Origin of the sequence: Microcoleus vaginatus HSN003 (assembly GCF_022701255.1) — a bacterium.
Classification (GTDB): domain Bacteria; phylum Cyanobacteriota; class Cyanobacteriia; order Cyanobacteriales; family Microcoleaceae; genus Microcoleus; species Microcoleus vaginatus_B.
In genome coordinates this window covers 5701019-5721484 of record NZ_CP031705.1, presented here as the reverse complement: position 1 = coordinate 5721484, position 20466 = coordinate 5701019, and the positions used below count along the sequence as shown (strand labels likewise).

General features: G+C 47.0%; 16 protein-coding genes. 2 read left to right on the top strand and 14 right to left on the bottom strand.

What is annotated here, in order from left to right; genetic code table 11:
* Window positions 1–128: 128 nt before the first annotated feature.
* The 14 genes from D0A37_RS24625 to D0A37_RS24560 all read right to left on the bottom strand — a co-directional run bounded on the left by D0A37_RS24625 (window position 129) and on the right by D0A37_RS24560 (window position 19047).
* Window positions 129–2549 (bottom strand): sucrose synthase, encoded by a 2421-nt coding sequence (locus tag D0A37_RS24625; RefSeq protein WP_242718404.1) that lies wholly within the window; start codon window positions 2547–2549, stop codon window positions 129–131.
* A gap of 128 nt (window positions 2550–2677) precedes the next feature.
* Complete coding sequence (locus D0A37_RS24620) at window positions 2678–4201, bottom strand: carboxypeptidase M32 (protein WP_242718402.1); 1524 nt, start codon at window positions 4199–4201, stop codon at window positions 2678–2680.
* Between the two features lie 79 nt (window positions 4202–4280).
* Window positions 4281–5483 (bottom strand): tetratricopeptide repeat protein, encoded by a 1203-nt coding sequence (locus D0A37_RS24615; protein ID WP_242718400.1) that lies wholly within the window; start codon window positions 5481–5483, stop codon window positions 4281–4283.
* 440 nt (window positions 5484–5923) lie between these two features.
* Window positions 5924–6070, bottom strand: coding sequence for a TPR end-of-group domain-containing protein (locus tag D0A37_RS24610; protein WP_242718398.1), 147 nt, complete (start codon window positions 6068–6070; stop codon window positions 5924–5926).
* Window positions 6016–8328: a tetratricopeptide repeat protein gene (locus tag D0A37_RS24605; protein ID WP_242718396.1), complete on the bottom strand. Its 2313-nt coding sequence runs from the start codon at window positions 8326–8328 to the stop codon at window positions 6016–6018. Before D0A37_RS24605 ends, D0A37_RS24610 begins: the two co-directional genes overlap by 55 nt.
* The gene (locus tag D0A37_RS24600; RefSeq protein ID WP_242718394.1) at window positions 8325–9656 is read right to left on the bottom strand and encodes an AAA family ATPase; all 1332 of its coding nucleotides are present in this window, start codon (window positions 9654–9656) and stop codon (window positions 8325–8327) included. Before D0A37_RS24600 ends, D0A37_RS24605 begins: the two co-directional genes overlap by 4 nt.
* 170 nt (window positions 9657–9826) lie before the next feature.
* Window positions 9827–10345, bottom strand: coding sequence for a Ycf51 family protein (locus tag D0A37_RS24595; protein ID WP_242718392.1), 519 nt, complete (start codon window positions 10343–10345; stop codon window positions 9827–9829).
* 34 nt (window positions 10346–10379) lie between these two features.
* Window positions 10380–11444 (bottom strand): adenylate/guanylate cyclase domain-containing protein, encoded by a 1065-nt coding sequence (locus D0A37_RS24590; RefSeq protein ID WP_242718390.1) that lies wholly within the window; start codon window positions 11442–11444, stop codon window positions 10380–10382.
* Entirely contained in the window at window positions 11441–11815 is a 375-nt protein-coding gene (locus tag D0A37_RS24585; protein ID WP_006631823.1) for a response regulator, read from the bottom strand. The genes D0A37_RS24590 and D0A37_RS24585 overlap by 4 nt, the downstream gene beginning before the upstream one ends.
* Window positions 11808–13049: a response regulator gene (locus D0A37_RS24580; protein ID WP_242718388.1), complete on the bottom strand. Its 1242-nt coding sequence runs from the start codon at window positions 13047–13049 to the stop codon at window positions 11808–11810. The genes D0A37_RS24585 and D0A37_RS24580 overlap by 8 nt, the downstream gene beginning before the upstream one ends.
* 568 nt (window positions 13050–13617) lie before the next feature.
* Complete coding sequence (locus D0A37_RS24575; RefSeq protein ID WP_242718386.1) at window positions 13618–16131, bottom strand: sensor histidine kinase; 2514 nt, start codon at window positions 16129–16131, stop codon at window positions 13618–13620.
* A gap of 572 nt (window positions 16132–16703) precedes the next feature.
* Window positions 16704–18044: an ABC transporter substrate-binding protein gene (locus D0A37_RS24570; protein ID WP_242718384.1), complete on the bottom strand. Its 1341-nt coding sequence runs from the start codon at window positions 18042–18044 to the stop codon at window positions 16704–16706.
* Between the two features lie 79 nt (window positions 18045–18123).
* On the bottom strand, window positions 18124–18717 hold the full coding sequence (locus D0A37_RS24565) for an RsmB/NOP family class I SAM-dependent RNA methyltransferase (RefSeq protein WP_242718382.1): 594 nt from the start codon (window positions 18715–18717) through the stop codon (window positions 18124–18126).
* A 123-nt stretch (window positions 18718–18840) separates the two neighbouring features.
* Entirely contained in the window at window positions 18841–19047 is a 207-nt protein-coding gene (locus tag D0A37_RS24560) for a hypothetical protein (RefSeq protein ID WP_242718380.1), read from the bottom strand.
* A gap of 74 nt (window positions 19048–19121) precedes the next feature.
* On the opposite strand from D0A37_RS24560, the gene D0A37_RS24555 reads away from it, so the two are divergent.
* Together D0A37_RS24555 and fmt are read left to right on the top strand one after the other, a co-directional pair.
* On the top strand, window positions 19122–19277 hold the full coding sequence (locus D0A37_RS24555; protein WP_242718378.1) for a hypothetical protein: 156 nt from the start codon (window positions 19122–19124) through the stop codon (window positions 19275–19277).
* Window positions 19278–19450: 173 nt separating this feature from the next.
* A complete protein-coding gene (gene fmt, locus D0A37_RS24550; RefSeq protein WP_242718376.1) occupies window positions 19451–20449 on the top strand; it encodes a methionyl-tRNA formyltransferase in 999 nt (332 codons plus the stop codon).
* The last annotated feature ends 17 nt before the right edge of the window (window positions 20450–20466 follow it).

The following is a 20466-nucleotide window of genomic DNA, read 5'->3' as shown; positions in this document are numbered from 1 at the left end:
ATGGTGCAACATCTCAGTTGTATCGGAATTATTAAACCCCTCTTGACGCAGAGGATACAGAGAAAGGGAAGAGAGAGATGAATAATTCCGATACCAACCGAGTGGATATAAAAAGCAAAACTCGGCAGTTATCGATTTGCGTGTTCTGCCAATAAAGCCTTCGCTTTCGGCTTGTAAATCAGATAAAACAGCGATTCTATGTAGCGGAGCATATCTTCGCGGTTTTCCTTGGATGAGTAGTTCCAAAAACCGTAAGTGCGCGCCAGCGTCAGCAGCTTGGTAGTGTGAATTTTCCAGGTATACGTGCTGTAAACTCGGTCAATTCCTCGCGTTGAAATTTCATACCAATAGTTGGGATTGTGTTCGCACTTCGATAAAAAATCGAGAAGTTTTTGGGCAGTATCCTCGTGGTTGGTCGGGTTGATATAAAACCCATTTACTCCATCTTGAATGATTTCCAGCGGGCCGCCAAACTGCGTCCCGAAAGTGGGAATACCGGTAATCATTGCTTCGAGAATTGTCAAGCCGAAAGCTTCAAATAAGGCTGGCTGAACAAATATACCTTGGGTGTCGGCGATTACCCGGTAGATTTCGCCGGACAGGCTTTTGGAAAGCCTCACTCCCAGCCAGCGAATTTTACCGTGAAGGTTGTATTGGTCGATAATTGCGTAGAGCTTTTTAATTTCTTCTGCTTCTTCGTAGTCTTCGGTTTCTTCGACCCGCAGCTTGCCAGCAACTAGGATTAAGTTGCATTTTTCTTGCAATTCCTGGCTTTTTCCAAACAATTCTGCTAAGCCGGTCATGTTTTTAATGCGATCGAGCCTGGCCATCGAAAATAAAGGGCGCTTGTGCGGGTCGTCGAGGGTTCCAAAGACTTGTTCTGGGTCTTCTAGAGTAAACAGCAGTTCGTTGAGCCGATCGCGATCGCCTTGCACCCGGTCTTCAATCCGCGTGTAGGGAAAGTACACACTTTCGTTAACTCCCGGCGGCACGACGTTGAATTTAGGGCTGAACAGTTCAATCCCGTTCACAACGTGGTACAAATCCGGCATGGTAAAACAATGGTAAGATTCGTACTGACCGACACTATCGGGTTGGCCCACAATCTCTTGATAGGTGCTGCTGACAATACAATTAGCTGCATTCATGGCAATTATATCGGCCGTAAATTGCAGCGAAAAATGGTACTTCTCCTCTGATTCTTGCCAGTAGAGATTGCTGAACAAATATTTAGATTTTTCCAGCGCATGGGCAATATTGCACTGAGTAGTTTTGAGTTTGCGAGACAGCAAAAACGCTACCAAGTTGCCGTCGGAATAGTTGCCCACAATTAAATCTGGCTTGCCCTGAAACTCAGCCAGCAGTTCTTTTTCTGAATCGATCGCGTAAGTTTCTAAATAAGGCCAAATCTCGAATCTAGAAATCCAATTTTGAGTCAGTTTGGGATTGAACTCCCGGAAGGGAACCCGCAAAATCCAAGCATTGTCTGTGCCGTGAACTTTTTCCAAACGTTCGTTGCAGCGCGTACCGTCGCTGTTAGGAATTAACCGGGTGAGAATAATTACTTTAGGTTTGACTCCTAAACTATCGAGACCTGCAAGATGAATATCTTCTTGCAGTTGTTTCTCTAAACTCTTAGCTTGATCAAGGACATAAACTACCTGCCCTCCCGTATCCGGCCGCCCCAAAACTCCTTCTTGGCCGAACCAGCCGTGAGGAGAAACTAGGACGATTTTGAAAATCATCGGGATGCGAGAAATAAATGCTTCTAGGGTTTGCGGATCGGGGGAATCAATTAATTCGTCAAGAATTCCTAGGGTTTCTTGCACGCGGGCGGCGGTATTTCCCCAACCTGCCTCGAAGCCCATCAATTGCAGCACCAATCGAAATCTTTCGTAGCCTTCTTCTTCAGAAAGATCGCTGACAAAGGTGAGGGCTTTTTTGACTTGTTCTGAAAGTTGTTCTTGGGATTTTATGCGATCGTTAATTAGTAATTGTACGCCGTTGTAGCGGTGAATCCGCAAGAAATTAAATAGACTTTCCTGCCACTGTCTGGGGTCTTGAAACAGTTTGCTGGACAGGTATCGGTTGAGGAATTGCACTCCTTTGCCGATATTTTTTGGGTCGCGAATTGTGGGGGAATAATCGTAAAAAGGGCCGAAATCTAGTTCGAGAATGTCGCCTTCTTGGGGGTGAAAATGGTTGACGAAGCGATCGCGCACGTCGAGCAATTCTTGCACTGTCATCTGCTCAACAGTCAAGTCGTCTGCAACTCGCACTATTTCCATTGTAGCAATTTTTGGCCGCAGCAGGACGCAAAAGCTGTCATCTTCGAGAATAATTTCCTGAACGTAGTAAATCAGTTTGCTTAAAAGAGAAGATTGATGAAACTGTTCGGGCTTTTTGTATTTGGTGCAGTAGGCGGCAAAAGCGTTAACTATGTCGTTTCGCAGTAAATATTTGTTACCCAAAGCGCGTAAATCGCTGATAAACTGACGCAACTCGGTTTTTTCGTCGCTGGCAATCACAGCCTGAAAGAGTTCAGACATACATACTCCCTTATTTAAGACTTTTGATTTCCGCTGTGAAATTAGGCGATACTCAAACAGTATCGCCCTTTTTCTAAACGGCTACTTTTTTTGTAATTTTAAAGTCTGCAAAGTGAAGTTGCTATCCCTCAAATGACATAAAACTCCCCGTATTTGTGGCGAATGTAACGGATAAATGGATCGATAGTTAAAGGTGAACCTGTAACGCGATCGATCAATTCGACAGCAGTGTATTTGCGGCCGTGCTGGTAGATGTTTTGTTTTAGCCAGTCGTGGAGTACGGTAAAATTTCCCCTTTCTATTTCTACGGGAATTTCAGGATTGTTTTTTACTGCTGTTTCGTAAAATTGAGCGCTCATCAAGTTGCCGAGGGTGTAACCTTGGAACATTCCGCCGATCGTACCAACATACCAGTGAACATCTTGCATCGCGCCTTCGCTGTCGGTGGCTGGGACAACGCCGAGGTCGGTTTTATAACGTTCGTTCCAGGCTTCGGGGAGGTCTCGCACTGCTAGTTTTCCCTCTACCATTGCCAATTCTAGGTCAAAGCGGATGGCGACGTGGAGGTTGTAGGTTACTTCGTCGGCGTCGGTGCGGATGAGCGATCGCGAGACTTTGTTAATTGCCCGGTAAAATGCGTCAGTGGATACGTGTCCCAACTGTCGCAAAAATACGCCTTGGAGTTGCGGGTAGAAACATTCCCAAAAACCGCGGCTGCGCCCGACCATATTTTCCCAAAGTCGCGACTGACTTTCGTGCACGCCGGAGGAAATGCCGCCTGCAAGCAGCGTGCCCTCAAATTCCGGGGAATTTCCGAGTTCGTAGAGGGCGTGTCCAGCTTCGTGGATGCTGCTGAACAGTGCTTGATCCAGGTGGTCTTCATAGACGCGGGTGGTTATGCGTACATCGTCTATGGAGAAGTTGGTCATGAACGGGTGCAGGGTGGTGTCTTGCCGTCCCCGTTGGAAGTCGTACCCCATGCGTTCTACGACTTTGCGGGTGAATTCTAGTTGCTGGGATTCTGGGAAGTCTTGGTGCAAGCAGGAGTCGTCGGCGGGAGGTTGGGAGGTGATGGCTTCGACTATCGGCACTAATTCTTCACGCAGTTTGGCGAAAAGCGGGCGCAGCAGAGATACTTTCATGCCGTAGTCGCTACGATCGATCAACGGATCGGCGATGTGTTCGTAGCCGGGGAAAAAGTCGGCGTATTGCCTGCTTAATTCTAGGGTTTTTTCGAGATACGGCTCAACGGCTGCGAAGTTGTTGGCTGCCCTGGCTGTTGCCCAAGCTTCGTAGCAGTCGGCTTGGTGGCGACAGAGTGCGGACATGAAGGTTGCGGGGACTCTGGCGGCGCGATCGTAGTCTCTGCGGGCTATGCGGATCAGGCTGGCTGCGGTGGAGTCGTAGGGGAGGGTTTGTTCGTAGAAACGCAAGTCTTCTAGGAGTTCACCAATTTTTGGATCGGTAAATTTTTCGTGGGATATTTGTTTGAGAGTAGCCAACTGGCGGCCTCTGGCAGTTGCACCTTTGGGGGGCATATAAGTTGATTGATCCCAATGCAGCAACGACGAGGCTGATTCGATGTCCGTAACTTCTCTCAGGTGGGCTGCCAGTTGAGCGAATTTTGCTTGAGTTTTATCTAGGGTTTGCATGATTGGGGTTTATGGTGCTGTTTTGCCTACAAAGGTTGCAGTGCGGCATCCGTCTCCATCAATCATAGCTACCCTGAAATCAAGCTAAAAACCGCACTTCTTCCCGTATTGTACGCAATTTAGAGTCATTTTTGCACAATTTCCGGTATTTCTGCGGATTGAGTTCGATCGCCTTGGATAAGTTTTCGATCGCCAGCCGGATGCTGGTAGCTACAATTTCCTGGCTGTTTGTGAGCTCGCCTGCTTGTTTTTCCAGGGCGTAAATGCAAGCTTTTTGATAGTACAGGTTTGCATCGTCGGGTTTGATCGCGATGATTTTATCGTAGGAGGCGATGGCTTCGGTAAATCGTTGGATTTTTGTGAGGGCTATGGCGCGGTTGTACCAGGCTTCGATGTTGTCTGGCTGCAACTCTAGGGTTTTGTCCCAAGAGGCAATTGCTTCTTCAAAGCGTTGTAAGTTGGCGAATGCTAAGCCGCGGTTGTAAAAGGTTTCGCTGTCGTTTGGGTTAAGTGCCAGGGCTTGATCCCAGGATGCGATCGCTAATTCAAATTGTCCCATTTGTGCGATCGCCTTGCCGCGTTTGTTCCAGGCTTCGGCAGAATTCGGCCACAGTTGCAGGGTTTTGTCGTAGGAGGCGATGGCTTCCGGGTATAGTTTTTCATCGGCTAGGGCTAAGCCGCGGTTGTACCAGGCTTGATGCAAGTCTGGTTTGAGTTCGATCGCTTTGTCGTAGGAGGCGATCGCCGCTGTATTTTGGTCGGATTTTCTCTGGGCAAATGCTTTGTTATACCAAGCTTCGCAGTAGTCGGGTTTGATGGCTATGGCTTTGTCGTAGGAGTCGATCGCTTCTGACAATTTTTCTAAGTTGACGAGGGTGTTGCCGCGGTTCGTCCAAGCTTCGGGGTAGCTGGGGTTGAGTGCGATCGCCTTTTCGTAGGATGCGATCGCTTCTGAGAGTCTGTTGAGTTTCCGTAAAACGTTGGCGCGATTATACCACGCTTCGGGATTGTTGGGTTTGATTTTTAGGGAGTTGTTGTAGGCTGTGATCGCTTCTTCTAGCTGGCCCAATTTTTTGAGGGCTACGCCTTGGTTGTACCAGGCTTCATAAAATGTTGGTTCGAGTTCGATCGCTTCTTCCCAAGATTCGATCGCAGCTTGGAATCGTCCCATTGCTTCTAGGGCGTTGCCGCGTTCGTACAATGTTTGAGCCTTTTGGGTGTTGACTGCTATGGATTGTTCCCCTGAGTCGATCGGCTTTTCTATGCTGGCTAATTTTTGCAAGGGGTTTCACCTCTTTATTTTCTGTCTAATTGATTCTTTTCTTTTTTATATGCGATCTTTTTCGCGTTTGAGTGCTTTTGATCGCAACTATTTGGTTATTTATGGCAATTTTACAGGAATTTGGGAGCTTTTTCAATTTTTTTCATTATAATTCTAGAGTTTGGATTTGTAGGTATAGATTAATACTATTTTTTTATAGGACTGCGTAGAAAATAGAAAAGGGCGATCGTACTGAGGTGTGACAAACCTCGCCCAAGATATAATTTTCACGTAACCCTTTTGAGCGATCCGCGGTTGAAAGCGCCTCTTGTCAAGCGAAGTCCGCCTTTGCAGACTAATAAATAATAAGAGTATTTTTGATGCTGTAGGGGCGGGTTTTACCAACAATAATTGCCTAAAACCGACAATCTCATAAACCCGCCCCGCCCAAGGGCAAATCCCTATTCTTGAATCAAGGCTTGAAACCGAGTATGCGATCGAATGCTGTCAAAATCCGAGTCAGTTTTTGCCATTTCTCGGTATCTGTCAGGATTCAGATTGATGGCTTGCTGCCACTTCTGAATCGCTTGGTCAATTTGACTACGCAACGCATAACAGCAAGCTTTATTATAAAACGCAGATGTCTAATACTGTACCAGGCAAAGTGATCGCCGGGTTTGATTTCTAAGGCCTTGTCATAGGAGGCGATGACTTCTTCTAATAAGCCTAAATAAAATAACCAGGCAAAGTGATCGCCGGGTTTGATTTCTAAGGCTTTGTTATAAGAGGCGATGGCTTCTTCTAATAAGCCTAAATTACATAGTGCATGGCCCCGAAGGTACCAGAAAACGTGTAAATCGGGTTTGGTTTCTAAGGGTTTGTCGTAGGAGGCGATGGCTTCTTCTAATAAGCCTAAATTACATAGTGCATGGCCCCGAATGTACCAGACAAGCTGTTGTAAATCTGGTTTGATTTCTAAAGCTTTGTCGTAGGAGGCTATCGCTTCTTCCAATTTTCCTAACTTATCCAGTGTATGGCCCCGATTGAACCAGCCTTCGTGTAAATCTGGTTTGATTTCTAAGGCGTTGTCGTAGGAGGCGATCGCTTCTTCCAATTTTCCTAACTTATCCAGTGTCCTGCCCCGATTAAACCAGTCTTCGTGTAAATCTGGTTTGATTTCTAAGGCTTTGTCGAAGGAGGCTATCGCTTCTTCCCATCTTCCTAGATTACCCAGTGCAATGCCCCGCTGGTGCCAGGCTGCGTCATCATCTGGTTTGATTTCTAAGGCTTTGTCGTAGGAGGCTATCGCTTCTTCCAATCTTCCTAAATTATTCAGTGCAATGGCCCGATTTTCCCAAGCAAAGTCATCATCGGGGTTGAATTCTAAAACTTTGTCGAAGGAGGCTATCGCTTCTTCCAATCTTCCTAAATTACCCAGTCCACAGCCCCGATTGTTCCAGGCTTCCTGTAAATCTGGTTTAATTTCTAAGGCTTTGTCGTAGGAGGCGATCGCTTCTTCCCATCTTCCTAAATTACCCAATTTAATGCCCCGACTGTACCAGGCTTCCTGTAAATCTGGTTTGATTTCTAAGGCTTTGTCGTAGGAGGTGATCGCTTCTTCCAATCTTCCTAAATTACGGAGTGCATTGCCTCGATTGTACGAGGCTTCGTAGGAATCTGGTTTGATTTCTAAGGCTTTGTCGTAGGAAGATATCGCTTCTTCCCCTCTTCCTAAATCATCCAGCGTATTGCCTCGATCATACCAGGCTTGGTATGAATTGGGTTTGAATTCTAAGGCTTTGTCATAGGAGGCTATTGCTTCTTCCAATCTTCCTAAATCATCCAGTGCAATGCCGCGATAGTACCAGGCTTCGTCATAATCCGGTTTGATTTCTAAGGCTTTGTCGAAGGAGGCTATCGCTTCTTCCCATCTTCCTAAATTACCCAGTGCTTTGCCACGATTGTTCCAGGTTACGTGATAATCTGGTTTGATTTCTAAGGCTTTGTCATAGGAGGCTATCGCTTCTTCCCATCTTTCTAAATTAGCCAGTGCAATGCCGCGATAGTACCAGGCTTCGTCATAATCTGGTTTGATTTCTAAGGCTTTGTCGAAGGAGGGTATCGCCTTTGTATATTCTTTAGCATAGCCATACAATAAACCTTGTTCATAAAACAATTCTGCTTGTTGTTCGGGTGTTTGCCCATCCTCATCAATTAAAGATTGAATCCTCACCAATTCCCGTTTTCTTTCTTGGAAAGTCAAAGCTAGATAATCTTCTCGCTTCCCTCTTTCGGAACAAGCCTGCCTTGATTCTAGTTGCAGCAGTTCTTTATCCATTGACAACTTAAATAAACTCGAACGCCAATCAAAGAAATCCGGGGTTCGCTGGATCAAATAATTAACTGCAAAACGAGGCAAAATAAACACAAAACAAATCTTAAAATCATCTCTAAACCTTTCCCGCTGCTGATTTAAATTAATTAAAACAGGCGGCACACCCCGCCAACTATAAGAATAAATATCTTTGCTTTCCCATCCGATTTCTCTTTTTTCTTTTTCATATTCATACAGTGAATATTCTAAGCCTTTCACAAACAGGATATTAATTGCATCTCGTTCTGGCAAATCTTCAATTATGTTATAAAAGTTATAAACCGACTCATCCAGCGCCAAAGCTTCAATCTTTTTCTGTGGCACATCCCCTTGAACTTTCGCAATCAAGCGTTCACCTTCTGCAGGCGAACACTCAACAAACAACAACCGGAAACCATTTGTCCGTTTGAGAGTGCGTACCAGAGTTTGATATTCTTCCTCTGGTTCTGCTGGCGGTAAATCGGCCTCCCAATCAATTATTTCTGGCGTCATGGCTCAAGTTGTGCAAGACAATCTTTAAATTGCTTAATTCCTTTAATCAGCGGATGAACATCATACCAAGGCTGCATTTCTCCTTCTTCATCATAGTATCGGTATTCCAAAATACAGCGGCTAAACAATAAATCGCGGTGCTGTTCATCGTTCAGTATGCGCTGAGTGTGGGAGACTTTCGCTAAGATTTGCCATTCGCCTTCTTCAGGAGTTCTGCGGTAGACATCCCGCGCTTGAGTAATTGCCCTTTGCGCTGCTTTTGCAGTAATTGGCAAATCCTCGGTGCGAGTTATTGCTTCTTGCATCATCAACAGCAAATTTCTGACGTGACCCCCACTCATCAAACACAGGCGTTCTAGAGTTTCTCGACTGTCAAACAATCCTGTTTCTAAAGATTGATTCGGATTAACTTGTTTTACCCGCTTTTCAATCAACTCTTTGATTTTAGCAAGTCCCGCTTCGTTGGTGCTGCCGTCTGGATTCTGCACCATAATCATCGGCAACACTTGCGGGTCGTTATAATTATTGATTAACTCAGTAGCGCGGTTAGAATACACCATAGAAATCGGTATGGTGTAAATGACATGACAATCTAAAGCTTTGAGTTGTTCAGTGCGGTCTAAAAAGATTTCGTCGAGATTGCTGCGTTTCCCGTCCTGGGAAAACGGCACAATTCGGTCTAAATTATCGGCAATCACTGCGAGTTGCGAAGATTTATCCGGCAAGTTTTTTTTAGCATCGCCAATAAACTCATTCAGCGCATCAATCAGCGTCGTTGTGTGGGGATTAATTTTATCTCGAATTTTTTGGCGCAGACTCGGTACGGTTCTGACATTCGCCGTCAGTTTGGCAAACTGAGCAATTTGCGACTCTAAGCTCAATGTTTCAAAAGACACTTCGGTTAGGGCTAAATCTTTCAAATCTTCCCACCTATCTCGCATCCAATCGCGTAAAGGTTTAGAGTTGGCATTTCTGAGCTCTTCTAACAAATGTCTGGTGCAAGCTAGCAAAATATCAGTATATTCAGTATCTTCGGGATTAATATCTTGCTCGTCAGCCGCGAAATAGACTACAAAGCAGCCTTGATTTTGCAAATATTCCTGAAGTCGCAGCAATTCTGTTGACTTTCCCGCACCGCGATGTCCAGCATACAACTGACAAGTCATTCGCTGCGATAGCTTAATCTTTCTGCCCAAATCTTCGATAATATCGCCATCTCCTCGCACTTCTCGACAGTCAACATACTGCGGATCTCCTGCTGGTAAAGGATAGAATGGGTCAAAAGCGTTGTAAAGGTTTGTTAGTAACTTTTCTGACTCTTGAGTCATAATTTGATATTATTTTTATAGTTTTAAATTATTTTTTCAGCACTTACGCACTACGACAAAAGAAACCGGGTTTTTTACCGAATCTGCGCGTTACAACGAAGTATTTTTGTAAAAAACCCGGTTTCTGCTCTGCGATGCGTAAGTCCTAAGAAGGCTGCTGCACCCTATTTTTAAGCTTGATATTTTTTCAGAATAGCAACTTTTTCGGGGAAGATTTCGATCGCCATTTTGTCATCATAACGAGTCGCGAGCGATCGTCTCACCTCGCCCAAAAACAGTGGCTGCGACAGCCCAGGTTCAGGATGTACAACTGTACGAACCCGGATAGTCATGTAGTCTCTGCCCCGCCCCGATCGCCCTGGAGAGTACAAATCCGCAGCCGCTTGCTGCATCGTTGCTTCTAATTGCGATTCCGTGATCGTAGGTGGCACAGTAACTACTGTTTGAGCGCCGCCTGTATCGAAAACTAAAGAATAGCGAACTGCACCGGGAATTTCTGTGCGAGCAAACAGTCCCAAACCCAGACCAAATATACTCGCAGCAATTACTCCCATAAAGCTTGTCACTCCTACCAATCGGAAGCGAAAACCCCATTTGAAGATAAATGCTATAATTGTTAAAATAGCCAAAGCTACTGTCAGAATTCCCGCCCATTGGGCGTACATTAAAAGATTAGAATTTACGTTCATTTGTCAATTTGGTAATTGGTCGTTTGGTCATTTGTCATGAGGCGTTTCGGGCCACAAGCAGATAAGTCATCATATCGCCTTTCCCCTTCACTGGAATCACGCCACGCTCCTCAAAAACGTACTTATCCCGCAGGCGCTCGTAGGTAGCAACTGTCACCTGAATGCTGCCGGGGACGCCTTGAGATTCCATCCGGGAAGCTGTATTTACCGTATCTCCCCACAAATCGTAAGTAAATTTTTTAGTACCGATTACCCCAGCTTCTACCGGGCCTGTGTGGATGCCGATGCGGATGCTGAGCGGCTGACCTCCCTTGGTACGCATCTTAGTCATTGCTGCTTGAATGTCTAGCGCCATGTCGGCGATCGACTCTGCGTGGTCGTCGCTAGGCGTCGGCAAACCGCCAACAACCATATAAGCATCGCCGATCGTCTTAATTTTCTCAAGTCCGTAGCGATCGGCCAACTCATCAAAAGCCGAAAAAATCTCGTTGAGCAACTCCACCAATTGGGCCGGCGATAAATGAGCCGAAAGCTTAGTAAAACCGACCAAATCGGCAAACATCACTGTTACTTCAGCGAAACTGTCTGCGATCGTACTTTCCCCGTGTTTGAGGCGCTGTGCGATCGCCCTCGGTAAAATATTTAACAGCAAACGCTCGGACTTTTCCTTTTCCTGCGCCAACTCATGTAAATATGCCTGTTCCTTATCCCGCAGTCGCTTCTTTTCCAGACAAGCGCTAATCCGAGCCTTGAGCAATACCGGATTGAACGGTTTAGAAAGATAATCCTCCGCCCCCAACTCTATACACCGGACGATACTGTCGATATCGTCTACCGCCGAAATCATAATCACCGGGATATGGCGCAACTTTTCGTCCGCCTTCAGACTTTCGAGCACCTGATAGCCGTTCATTTGCGGCATCATAATGTCGAGGAGAACTAAATCAAAAGGCTGTGTTCGCAACATTTCCAGAGCTTGCAGACCATCTTCAGCAACAGTCACCACGTGGCCTTGACGTTGAAGTCTGCGGGCGAGCAAATCGCGGTTTACCTCATTGTCGTCAACAACCAGTACGCTGCCCTCATCAACAACTCTCATGTCATGGCCTCTTTGAGAAGCGTTTCAATTTTACCCAAAAGTCGGGGAAACTCGACCGGTTTAGTGTCGTAGTCGTTGCAGCCGGCGGCAAGACACTTTTCACGATCGCCCGCCATTGCGTGAGCCGTTAGCGCAATCACCGGAATCCTGCTAGTTTCAGGAGCCGCCTTAATTTGCTGCGTTGCTTGCCACCCGTCTAGAACCGGCAGACTCATATCCATCAGAATCAAATCGGGTACTTTCGCGAGCGCCATCGACACTCCCTCAGCACCATCAACAGCAATAAAGACCTCATGTCCCTTGCGGGCCAGACGCCTGGAAAGCATATCCCTGTTCATTTCGTTATCTTCGACCAACAGGATTTTAGCCATTGGTGTTCTCCTTGCCTTTCGAGTCGTACCTGCGATCGAACCTGTTATTGACTATAGAGCGAACCTGGCGCAACAAAGCATCGCAACTGTAGACTCTCTTTTGTAGCACCCGCTCGACGTAGCCGTTTAGCTGCTGGCTTGCGGCCGGTGTCAAGTCTTTCCCCGTGATCACAACAATCGGTATAGGATCTCCAGAGTACGATTTGCGAAGTTCCCCGATCAACTCAAAACCATCCATTTCTGGCAACATCAAATCCAGTAATATCAGGTGGGGGCGAGCAACTTTTAGCCGATCGAGAGCAGCGCTTCCGCTGTCAGCTTCCGTTACTGCCCAGCCTTGTCTTTCTAGTATGCGTCGCAGTATTTTGCGCGTGGCCACGTCGTCTTCCACAATTAGAATCTGACAGGTCAAATTGTTACTTGCAACGCCGTCTTGGTCGCGTCGGTACTTCTTCAACAAAGCAGCCAGCCGTTTGCCGTCCACTGGTTTGGTGAGGTAGTCCGAGGCACCCAATGCAAAGCCGAGGCTTTTGTTGCCCACAAAGGATAGCAGGATTACGGGAATTTCGGCAAGGTCAGGATCTGCCTTCAGCGCTGAGAGTACCGCCCCGCAGTCCATTCCGGGCAGAATCACGTCCAGGGTAATGGCGTCTGGCCGTAGTTGCTTAGCGAGCCGGAGAGCTTGCTCGCCACGACACAAAAACTCCTCGTCCCACTTGTTGCAAGGTTGACTTGAAGATCTCGCTTCTTGTAAACCTAGTGTAGGTGCGATCGTCGCATCTTCACTTTTACTTAGCGAGTGTTTCGGAGCCGTTAAAACTTGGGATTTCTTGCCTTTCTTTTGCTTCCCGATGCGCTCTAGCAGGGAAACGCCTGCAAGTTCCGACTCTCGCCACCCCAGCAAGCGTTCTGCCTCTGGATTCACTGAAATTACAAACCCCTTCGCGTCAAGGATACACAATCGGGTCCCTAAACTATTGACACTCGCCCGCAGTCGATCGACTTCTGAAGCGGTTGGAGAGTCTTGATGGGACTGGGGCGAGGAGGCCAAATCCTGGAGCGCGATCGGCTCGGCTCTCAAACCAGCTTGCAGCAAGGGTTCGTGCTGGCTCCGAGTTTCCTCGTAGCTATAGCTTACCTTCTCCAACAATAGCTGCCACTGCTCGGCAGTGGGAGGGGGGGACTCGCTTGCTAAACCAAGCTGTTCGAGTTGGCGCTGGAGGTGGGGGTGCATATTTTCTGGTGCTTTGTAGGCAACTTTCTACAGTATATCTTGTTAATTAATAGTATATATACGCAGCTATACAGTTAAGGGAAAATTAGGGAATCGAACCCGCATCACAGGTTTTATCGAGAAGCCGATGGAGCATCTCTGCTATCCAAAATTTTTCAAAATGCGCTAATTATATTGATTATCTGTACTTTTAAGGATTGTCAACAAACCAAGGAGCTGAATGTCGGCAGCACGCTTAAAAATAATATCATCTTATCAAGTGAACTTACGCTCAAAAACTCGGTGACAGCCAAAAAACGATCGCGGGACGCTCGCACTGGACTGGAAAAATTTTTATTTTAATGCCCGCGGAAACGATTTCAGGACTTTTCGTACTTACTTATAACTTAATTAGGGTTAGATAGCCCAACCTAATCTTCGAGTTTTATATTACGATTACCTACTCAAAAAACTGAGTTTATAATGTGATAAATTATGTTCCCAATCTCCCTCCCTGTTAGCGAAACAATCAGCAAGTTGCTGAGGCAAATAGAAGTGACCGTAAGCCAAAATAACTGTCAAAAAATTATTATTTGTCAGCCTTTTCGGTTGATATGGAAAGGTCGGTGAACATAGCTGGTAGCCGAATGGTAAAAGTAGAACCTTTATCCACCTCGCTGAATGCGGTAATGTCTCCGCCCATCATTTCGCAGAATTTCTTAGTAATCGTCAGCCCCAAACCAGTGCCACCGTACTTCTTAGTAGTTGAGGAATCGGCTTGCGTGAAAGGCTCAAAGATTCTGGCTAATTGTTCGGGACTCATGCCAATGCCGGTATCTTTGACCGTAAAAATGATCCACTCTTGAGCGGAAGATAAGAGAGACAAGCTATTTTCAGCTTGGCCACCTCCTCTATACGCTCCAAGTTTTTTGCCTCTCTTGGCAGCTTCGGCGGGGGTTTCGAGGGATCGGGTAACGGCGAAGGTAATCGCGCCGGAGCGAGTAAATTTGGAGGCATTGCTGAGGAGGTTGAGCAGGGACTGCCGAAGTTTTGTCAAGTCGGTCTGCATCGAGCCAATATCCTCAGGGCATTGTATTTCTAGGATATTGCCATTTTTGTCTGCGATCGGCGCGATCGTGGTTACTACTTGCTCAACCAGAGTTGAAATGGTGAAGGTTTCGAGGTGGAAGTCGATGCGGCCTGCTTCAATTTTGGTCAAGTCGAGAATATTTTTAATCAGGTCTAGTAGGTGCTGACCGGCCGTGTTAATTCTCTGGAGGTCGTCAATGAATTCTTCGGCACCGAGGTCTCGGGCGTCTTCTTGCAGGAGCTCGCTGTAACCGATGATGGCGTTGAGGGGGGTTCTGAGTTCGTGACTCATGTTGGCGAGAAAAATGCTTTTCGAGCGATTGGCAGCTTCGGCGGCTACTGCGGCCCGGCGGAATTCTTCGGAACGCAAGCGTTCGGTGATGTCGCTGGTCATGATTAAAATGCACTGAGTGTTGTCGAGGTCGATCAGTTCGACTGACAGCAGCCAGTCGCGCACTTCGCCGGCTTTGGTGCGAATTTTGATTTCTTGGTTGCTGATCGAATTTTTTGATTGCAAAATCTGGGCGAGCCGCCCCCCGTCTTCTGAATTGACCAACATTCCTAAGTCGCTGGGAGTGTGGCCGATAAATTCGTGCCGCCGCCAGCCTAATGACCGCAAAAAGCTTTCGTTGGCATCGAGGAAGCATCCGTCTGTGAGGGTGCAGATGCTGATTCCGACTGGGGAGGCGTGAAAGGCCTTGGAAAATCTTTCTTCTGAAGAACGCAGGGCGGCTTCGGCTTGCTTTCTGTCTGTGATGTCTTGGACGGTGCTGGTGATGTAGAGGGAGTTAACGTCGGCTTGTTCGTAGACTGTGCGGTTGCTACCGTCGGGGAGTATGAGCCTGTAGTCGATGCTGTAAGGCTGTTGCTGAAATACAGCGGCTTCGATCGAGGTTTTGACTAATTCTCGGTCTTCAGGGTGCACGTATTTCAAGAAAGCTTCAAGGCTGGGTTCAAAAGCTCCCGGTTGCTGTCCCAGGATGCGGTAAATTTCCTCTGACCAGCGCAATTGCTGGGCGTTGCGGTCTAAGTCCCAGTTGCCGAGCTGGGCGATGCGCTGGGCGTTAGCGAGGCTGGCTTCGCTGGCGCGCAGGGAGGCTTCTGCTTGGTGGCGTTCGGCGACGGTGGCAGCTAAGACTAAGCCGGTGACGGCGATGACGGCGATGAAGGCTTGCAGGGATAACAGTGCTTGGGGCATACTGTTGGCGTGTTTGAGGAAGGGGCCGCTGCGTCGCGCTATACCCCAGATGGCGAAGCCGCAGAGGATGAAGTTGGAGAGGGCGGTGTAGCGCTGACCGAATCGAAAGGCAGCCCAAACTACTAGGGGAAATGGTAAGTATTCGAGGGGATAGCGGGCGTAGGCGGCGCGGGTGCGGGAGCAAAAGACGAGCCAGCCGACTGCTAGTAGCAGCAGCAGCCAAATCACTCGTTCAGCTATCTTTTGACGATGGGTGGGGACTTTGGGGAATTGTTGCCACGTCAGCAGCAGCGGGGCGACGAGCACAATTCCCATAGCGTCTCCCACCCACCAAGTCCCCCAAATCGTGCCAAAATTGCTCCAGCTAGATAAACCGCTCAGGCATACGAGGATGCTGCCGATGGTGGAGTTGATCAGGGTAGATCCCAAGGCCGCTAGTCCGACTATTCCTAAAACGTCTTTGAGCCGATCGAGCCCGGCGCTAAAGTTAATGCGCTGGAGTAGATAAGTTCCCGCCCACGCTTGCAGGGTTCTGGCGGCTGCCGAGATCAATGCGGTGCCGATGTTGGCCGACGGTACGCTCATGCTGAACAGGAAGCCTCCGATCGCGATTCCCGGCCACAGTTGTCGCCCAAACAGCAGCAGGGCGGCTTGGGCAACTCCTGCTGCTGGCCACATCGGGTAAATTTCTGAACTGAGGGTGAGGGTGGAAATTGCGAATTGCGACGCCCAATAGTAGACCAGGGCGATCGCGCCTACTGCGAGGAAGTACCGCCAGGAATGTCCTTTGATTGGGTTAAGGAACTTTGTCTGCATGGTCGTTTGGGGAAAAGGTGGAAGGTTGTTGGGGTCTCAGTAGGTGGCGCGGGATAGGCAGAGGGTAGAGAAAATGTTTCTATTAGGTGATGGTAGGTCATGGGTGGTAGGTAGTGGGAGAAGCGTTTGACCTAACTTTTTGTGGTGCCGTTGAGGGTTCGGTTTTTTTGTTCGATCAAATCTGCCCATGAATTTCGGGAGTATCGCTTTTTTGTAAATATATCTCTAATGGCTAAGGAATTGGTTTGTAATTTTTTGGTTTTTCTTAGAAATTCATTACCGAGCGACCGTGGGTGTCTTTTTGTTTTGGGCGATCGTAAGTCAATTCACCCTAACATCTTGCACCATGCTCAATAATACCTAAAATACCTAAAATACCTAAAATATCAATAACAGCGACGTAAAATCTCTGCTTTTAGGTATGTTTTGGGCCAGAAACACGGTTTCTGGTTAGAAGTGCAGGCGGGAGTAATTTTCACTAGATTTTTAACCAATCAATCGAGACTTCAAGTCTGGCGCTCGAATATAGTGAAAGCGAATAATTTACAGCTAAGAAAATTATTTTTTCTTGTCTATTTCTCTTTGGCTGTTGTAATATCTAAGGTTAGTGTCAAACGCTCTTGAGATTCTTTAAGGGCGTCTTGGGGGTTGCGCCCCAGAATGGTGGCCTCTATGGCGCGACCGAGGTTTTCTGAGAGGCGGGAGTAACCTGAAATAATGGGTCGCGCTCTGGCTGAGTTCATTTGCTCTAAAAATACTTGCAAAACAGGGTTTTTTTCCACAAAGCTTTGATAAGCTTTGCTCTGTCTCGATTTTAAGTTAATGGGTAAATAACCTGTTCCCAATGCCCATGCTGTTTGGAATTCTTCACCGAGAACGTATTCTAAGAATACTAGGGCTGCTCGCTCTCGTTCTGGCGAGGTTTTCATTAAAAATAGGTTTTCACCCCCTACGACGGCTGCGGGGCGTTTGAGGATTGGTAAAGGCATTACTCCGTAGTCGATCGCGCTTTGCTGCAACTGTGCTAGCGTCCACGGCCCGGTAATTTGCATGGCGACTTTGCCGGCGATGAAGTTGTCGAGTTCGTAGCCGCGTTCGGGTGCTGACAATATTCCTGAACCTTCTTTTAACAAGTCGCTCCACAATTCTAAGGCGGCGCGAGAACCGGGATTATCTATTTGGGGTACAGGACTTTGAGGTGTTTCGCCTTTGAGTTCGCCGCCTGCGCTGAACATGAATGGCAGCCAGGTAAATACTGTCCATTCTCCTTTGCCTAGGGGGAGCACTATGCCGTGTTGGTCTGTGCGGCCGTCTCCGTTGGTGTCTCGGGTGAGCGATCGGGCTACTTGCTTTAATTGCGCCCAATTCTGCGGCACTTTTTTGATTCCTGCTGCTGCAAATAAGCTGGGACGGTAAAAGATGGCGACGTTGTTTGTCGCTAGGGGAACTGACCAAGTGTGTCCGCCGAGTTCCATTGACTCGAAGAGTGCCGGGTAGATTTCGGCTTTCAGAGGCGATTTGTCGAGCCAGTTTTCTAAGGGCTTAATTGCGTTGAGTTCTGCTAGTTTTCCTGAACTTGTGGCAGCATTCCAAAGCAAATCAGGAGGTGCATTTCCCACTATTGCTGTTAATATTTTTGGCAGTTGTTGGTCTGGCTGGCCGATATAAACTGGTTTGATCTGGATGTTGGGATGCGTTTTGTTGAATTTGTCTGTTAGGGTTTTAAATACGTCGCGATTTGGCGGGGGATTGATGCCGTGCCACAGTGTGAGTTCGATCGGCTGGCCGTTTTTTGAGGCTGGGGTGGTGCTGTTTTGACAACCGCTTAATATCAGGATATTTAAGATAAATAAAAGGCAGACAGCTAGTTTTAGTGGCATTTTAATGGCTGGGAATATTTTGAATAAAATCATTTTTTATTTGCAGTGAGTGAAGATTTTTTTTAAGCGCAGATGCACGCGGATAGTTAGATGTTGGTAAAACGAGCTAAATCTAGAAAATCTGCTGTAGTTGATTTCTCTCTCCATCCGAGGTGTTTTGAAACAAAACTGTGACAGCTCCTGCTCCTAGTCTAACTTGTGGGCACATCCGATAGCAAGGAATTTCTCTCAGGTGCGATCGATATTTTTCTAAATGAGGAACAGTGACTGGCTGAAATTCGGGGAATTTGCTTAACACCGATTCGCTGACTTGTTCATTTTCTTCGGTTGAATAAGTGCAGGTCATGTATGCAAGATAACCTTGCGGGGCTACAATTTTAGCAGAATTGGCTAAGATTCTTTTTTGGCGGTTGGCATTGCTGTTGATGGTGACATGATGAAAGCATCCGGGTGCTTTGTCTCCTTTTGCTAAGAGTGATTGATCTGTACAATGAGCATCTACTATTACTAAATTAGCAGTTTGTGGTATTTCTTCGGCAAGTATTTTTGAATCGACGTTAGCGGTGGCGGATGGTTGAATTTGGCAGCGTCTTAAATTAGAGATCAGCATTCCCATGCGTTTGCCTATGGCTTCGTTGCACAACAGCAACTCTGGGTTTAAGGTTTTCCAAGCAAATATACTTTTTCCTGCGGGGGCGGCGCACATATCTAAGATTAGTTTGATTGAGTGGGGTATTGTTAACAATGTGGAGGTGGCGAAGATGGAGGAAAAGTCTAGATAGTAGTAATGTCCTGCTTGATGTAACGAATGTTTTCCCGGCTGGGATTCTCAGGCTAGTCTATCTACAAATTGCGGTTGCCAAAAAAATGGAATTTCGACAGTAAATGGGTTGTCTGTGGGTTTGGGTTGCATCCACAAGATAGCAGGATTAAAAGGTTGGGGATTTGTGACAGCATGAATAAACTTTTCTTGTTCGGCGGTGTCTCCAAATAAGCTGCGGCTGAGTTTAAGCAGGAGATTCGACGGTTTTTCCATGTTCTGGGAGAGATGATAAGATTGAGATTAGCAGTTAACCAGGTAAATCAGATGATAATTCCTAGTGTAAAACAATGAGATTTAACTTGAGAAGAAGGGATGCAAATGTTGTTACATCTATCAAACCGATTGCTTGTCCACGTTTGAGTCGGGCTGCACCGGAGGATCAAGAGAGATCTTTTTTGCCGATCGCACAACTCGGAATTATTGTCGAAGTGTATAATCTATGAGGAAACTACCCTTCTTGGAGTCCTGGAGTCATGGGCAGCTAGAAACCCGCTGGATGCTTAGATTTCTCGTTTTGACAGTTAAAGGCATTAGCTCGATGATTCAGGGTTAATTGACGCCTACAGGCTCTAAGTGAGGACTGAGGACTGAATAATTACTTAATAACTAAACATCTATGAAAATTGTCTTTTTTGGCACTCCCGAATTTGCTGTTCCTACTTTATCCAGTTTGCTAAGCCATCCCGAATTCGAGGTAGTGGCTGTGGTGACTCAACCAGATAAACGTCGGGGAAGAGGCAATCAATTGATGCCTTCACCGATAAAAATGGCGGCTTTAAATCACAGTCTCCCGGTTTGGCAGCCGCAGCGAATTAAGAAGGATTCTGAAACAATTGCCAAATTGCGGGAAGCGGCGGCTGATGTTTTTGTGGTGGTAGCTTACGGCCAGATTCTTTCTCAAGAAATACTGGATATTCCTAATTTGGCTTGCGTTAACGTTCACGGTTCAATTTTGCCGAAGTATCGTGGTGCCGCGCCGATTCAGCGCTGTCTTTATGACGGGGAAAAGGCGACGGGAATTACTACTATGTTGATGGATGCTGGCATGGATACTGGCGGGATGCTGTTGAAGGCTTTTGCGGGGATTACGCTGTTGGATAATGCTGATTCTTTGGGTGACAGGTTGGCGGAACTTGGGGCGGATTTGTTGGTGGAAACTTTGGTGAAATTGAGGGATGGGGAAGTTAAAGCTGTTGTTCAAAATGATGCTGAGGCGACTTATGCGCCGATGATTAAGAGTGCGGATTATGTGCTGGATTGGTCGAAAAGTGCGATCGACCTTCACAATCAAGTTAGGGGCTTTTTCCCGGATTGCACGACGACTTTTCGTGGCAATTCTCTGAAGGTGATGGCTACTGTGCCAGTGGGGCCGGAATATTGGCTGCAAATGCCGCCGGAGTTGAGGGTTTTGGAACGCGAATGGCCTGTTTTGGATCAGTTATCGGGCGCAAATGGGGAAGTTGTTAAGGTTGTGAAGGGTTTGGGGGCGATCGTCCAAACTGGCGATGGTTTGTTATTATTGCGGGAGGTGCAGTTAGCGGGGAAAAAGGTGCAGTCTGGGGTGGATTTTGCCAACGGAACTCGGTTGGCGGCGGGCGAGATTTTTGGGAGTTAAATAGTATATTTAGGGCG

Coding starts and splice junctions, on each gene's coding strand:
- D0A37_RS24625 (WP_242718404.1), bottom strand. CDS start 2,549: ATGTCTGAACTCTTTCAGGCTGTGATTGCCAGCGACGAAAAAACCGAG.
- D0A37_RS24620 (WP_242718402.1), bottom strand. CDS start 4,201: ATGCAAACCCTAGATAAAACTCAAGCAAAATTCGCTCAACTGGCAGCC.
- D0A37_RS24605 (WP_242718396.1), bottom strand. CDS start 8,328: ATGACGCCAGAAATAATTGATTGGGAGGCCGATTTACCGCCAGCAGAA.
- D0A37_RS24600 (WP_242718394.1), bottom strand. CDS start 9,656: ATGACTCAAGAGTCAGAAAAGTTACTAACAAACCTTTACAACGCTTTT.
- D0A37_RS24595 (WP_242718392.1), bottom strand. CDS start 10,345: ATGAACGTAAATTCTAATCTTTTAATGTACGCCCAATGGGCGGGAATT.
- D0A37_RS24590 (WP_242718390.1), bottom strand. CDS start 11,444: ATGAGAGTTGTTGATGAGGGCAGCGTACTGGTTGTTGACGACAATGAG.
- D0A37_RS24585 (WP_006631823.1), bottom strand. CDS start 11,815: ATGGCTAAAATCCTGTTGGTCGAAGATAACGAAATGAACAGGGATATG.
- D0A37_RS24580 (WP_242718388.1), bottom strand. CDS start 13,049: ATGCACCCCCACCTCCAGCGCCAACTCGAACAGCTTGGTTTAGCAAGC.
- D0A37_RS24575 (WP_242718386.1), bottom strand. CDS start 16,131: ATGCAGACAAAGTTCCTTAACCCAATCAAAGGACATTCCTGGCGGTAC.
- D0A37_RS24570 (WP_242718384.1), bottom strand. CDS start 18,044: ATGATTTTATTCAAAATATTCCCAGCCATTAAAATGCCACTAAAACTA.
- D0A37_RS24565 (WP_242718382.1), bottom strand. CDS start 18,717: ATGTGCGCCGCCCCCGCAGGAAAAAGTATATTTGCTTGGAAAACCTTA.
- D0A37_RS24560 (WP_242718380.1), bottom strand. CDS start 19,047: ATGGAAAAACCGTCGAATCTCCTGCTTAAACTCAGCCGCAGCTTATTT.
- D0A37_RS24555 (WP_242718378.1), top strand. CDS start 19,122: ATGAGATTTAACTTGAGAAGAAGGGATGCAAATGTTGTTACATCTATC.
- fmt (WP_242718376.1), top strand. CDS start 19,451: ATGAAAATTGTCTTTTTTGGCACTCCCGAATTTGCTGTTCCTACTTTA.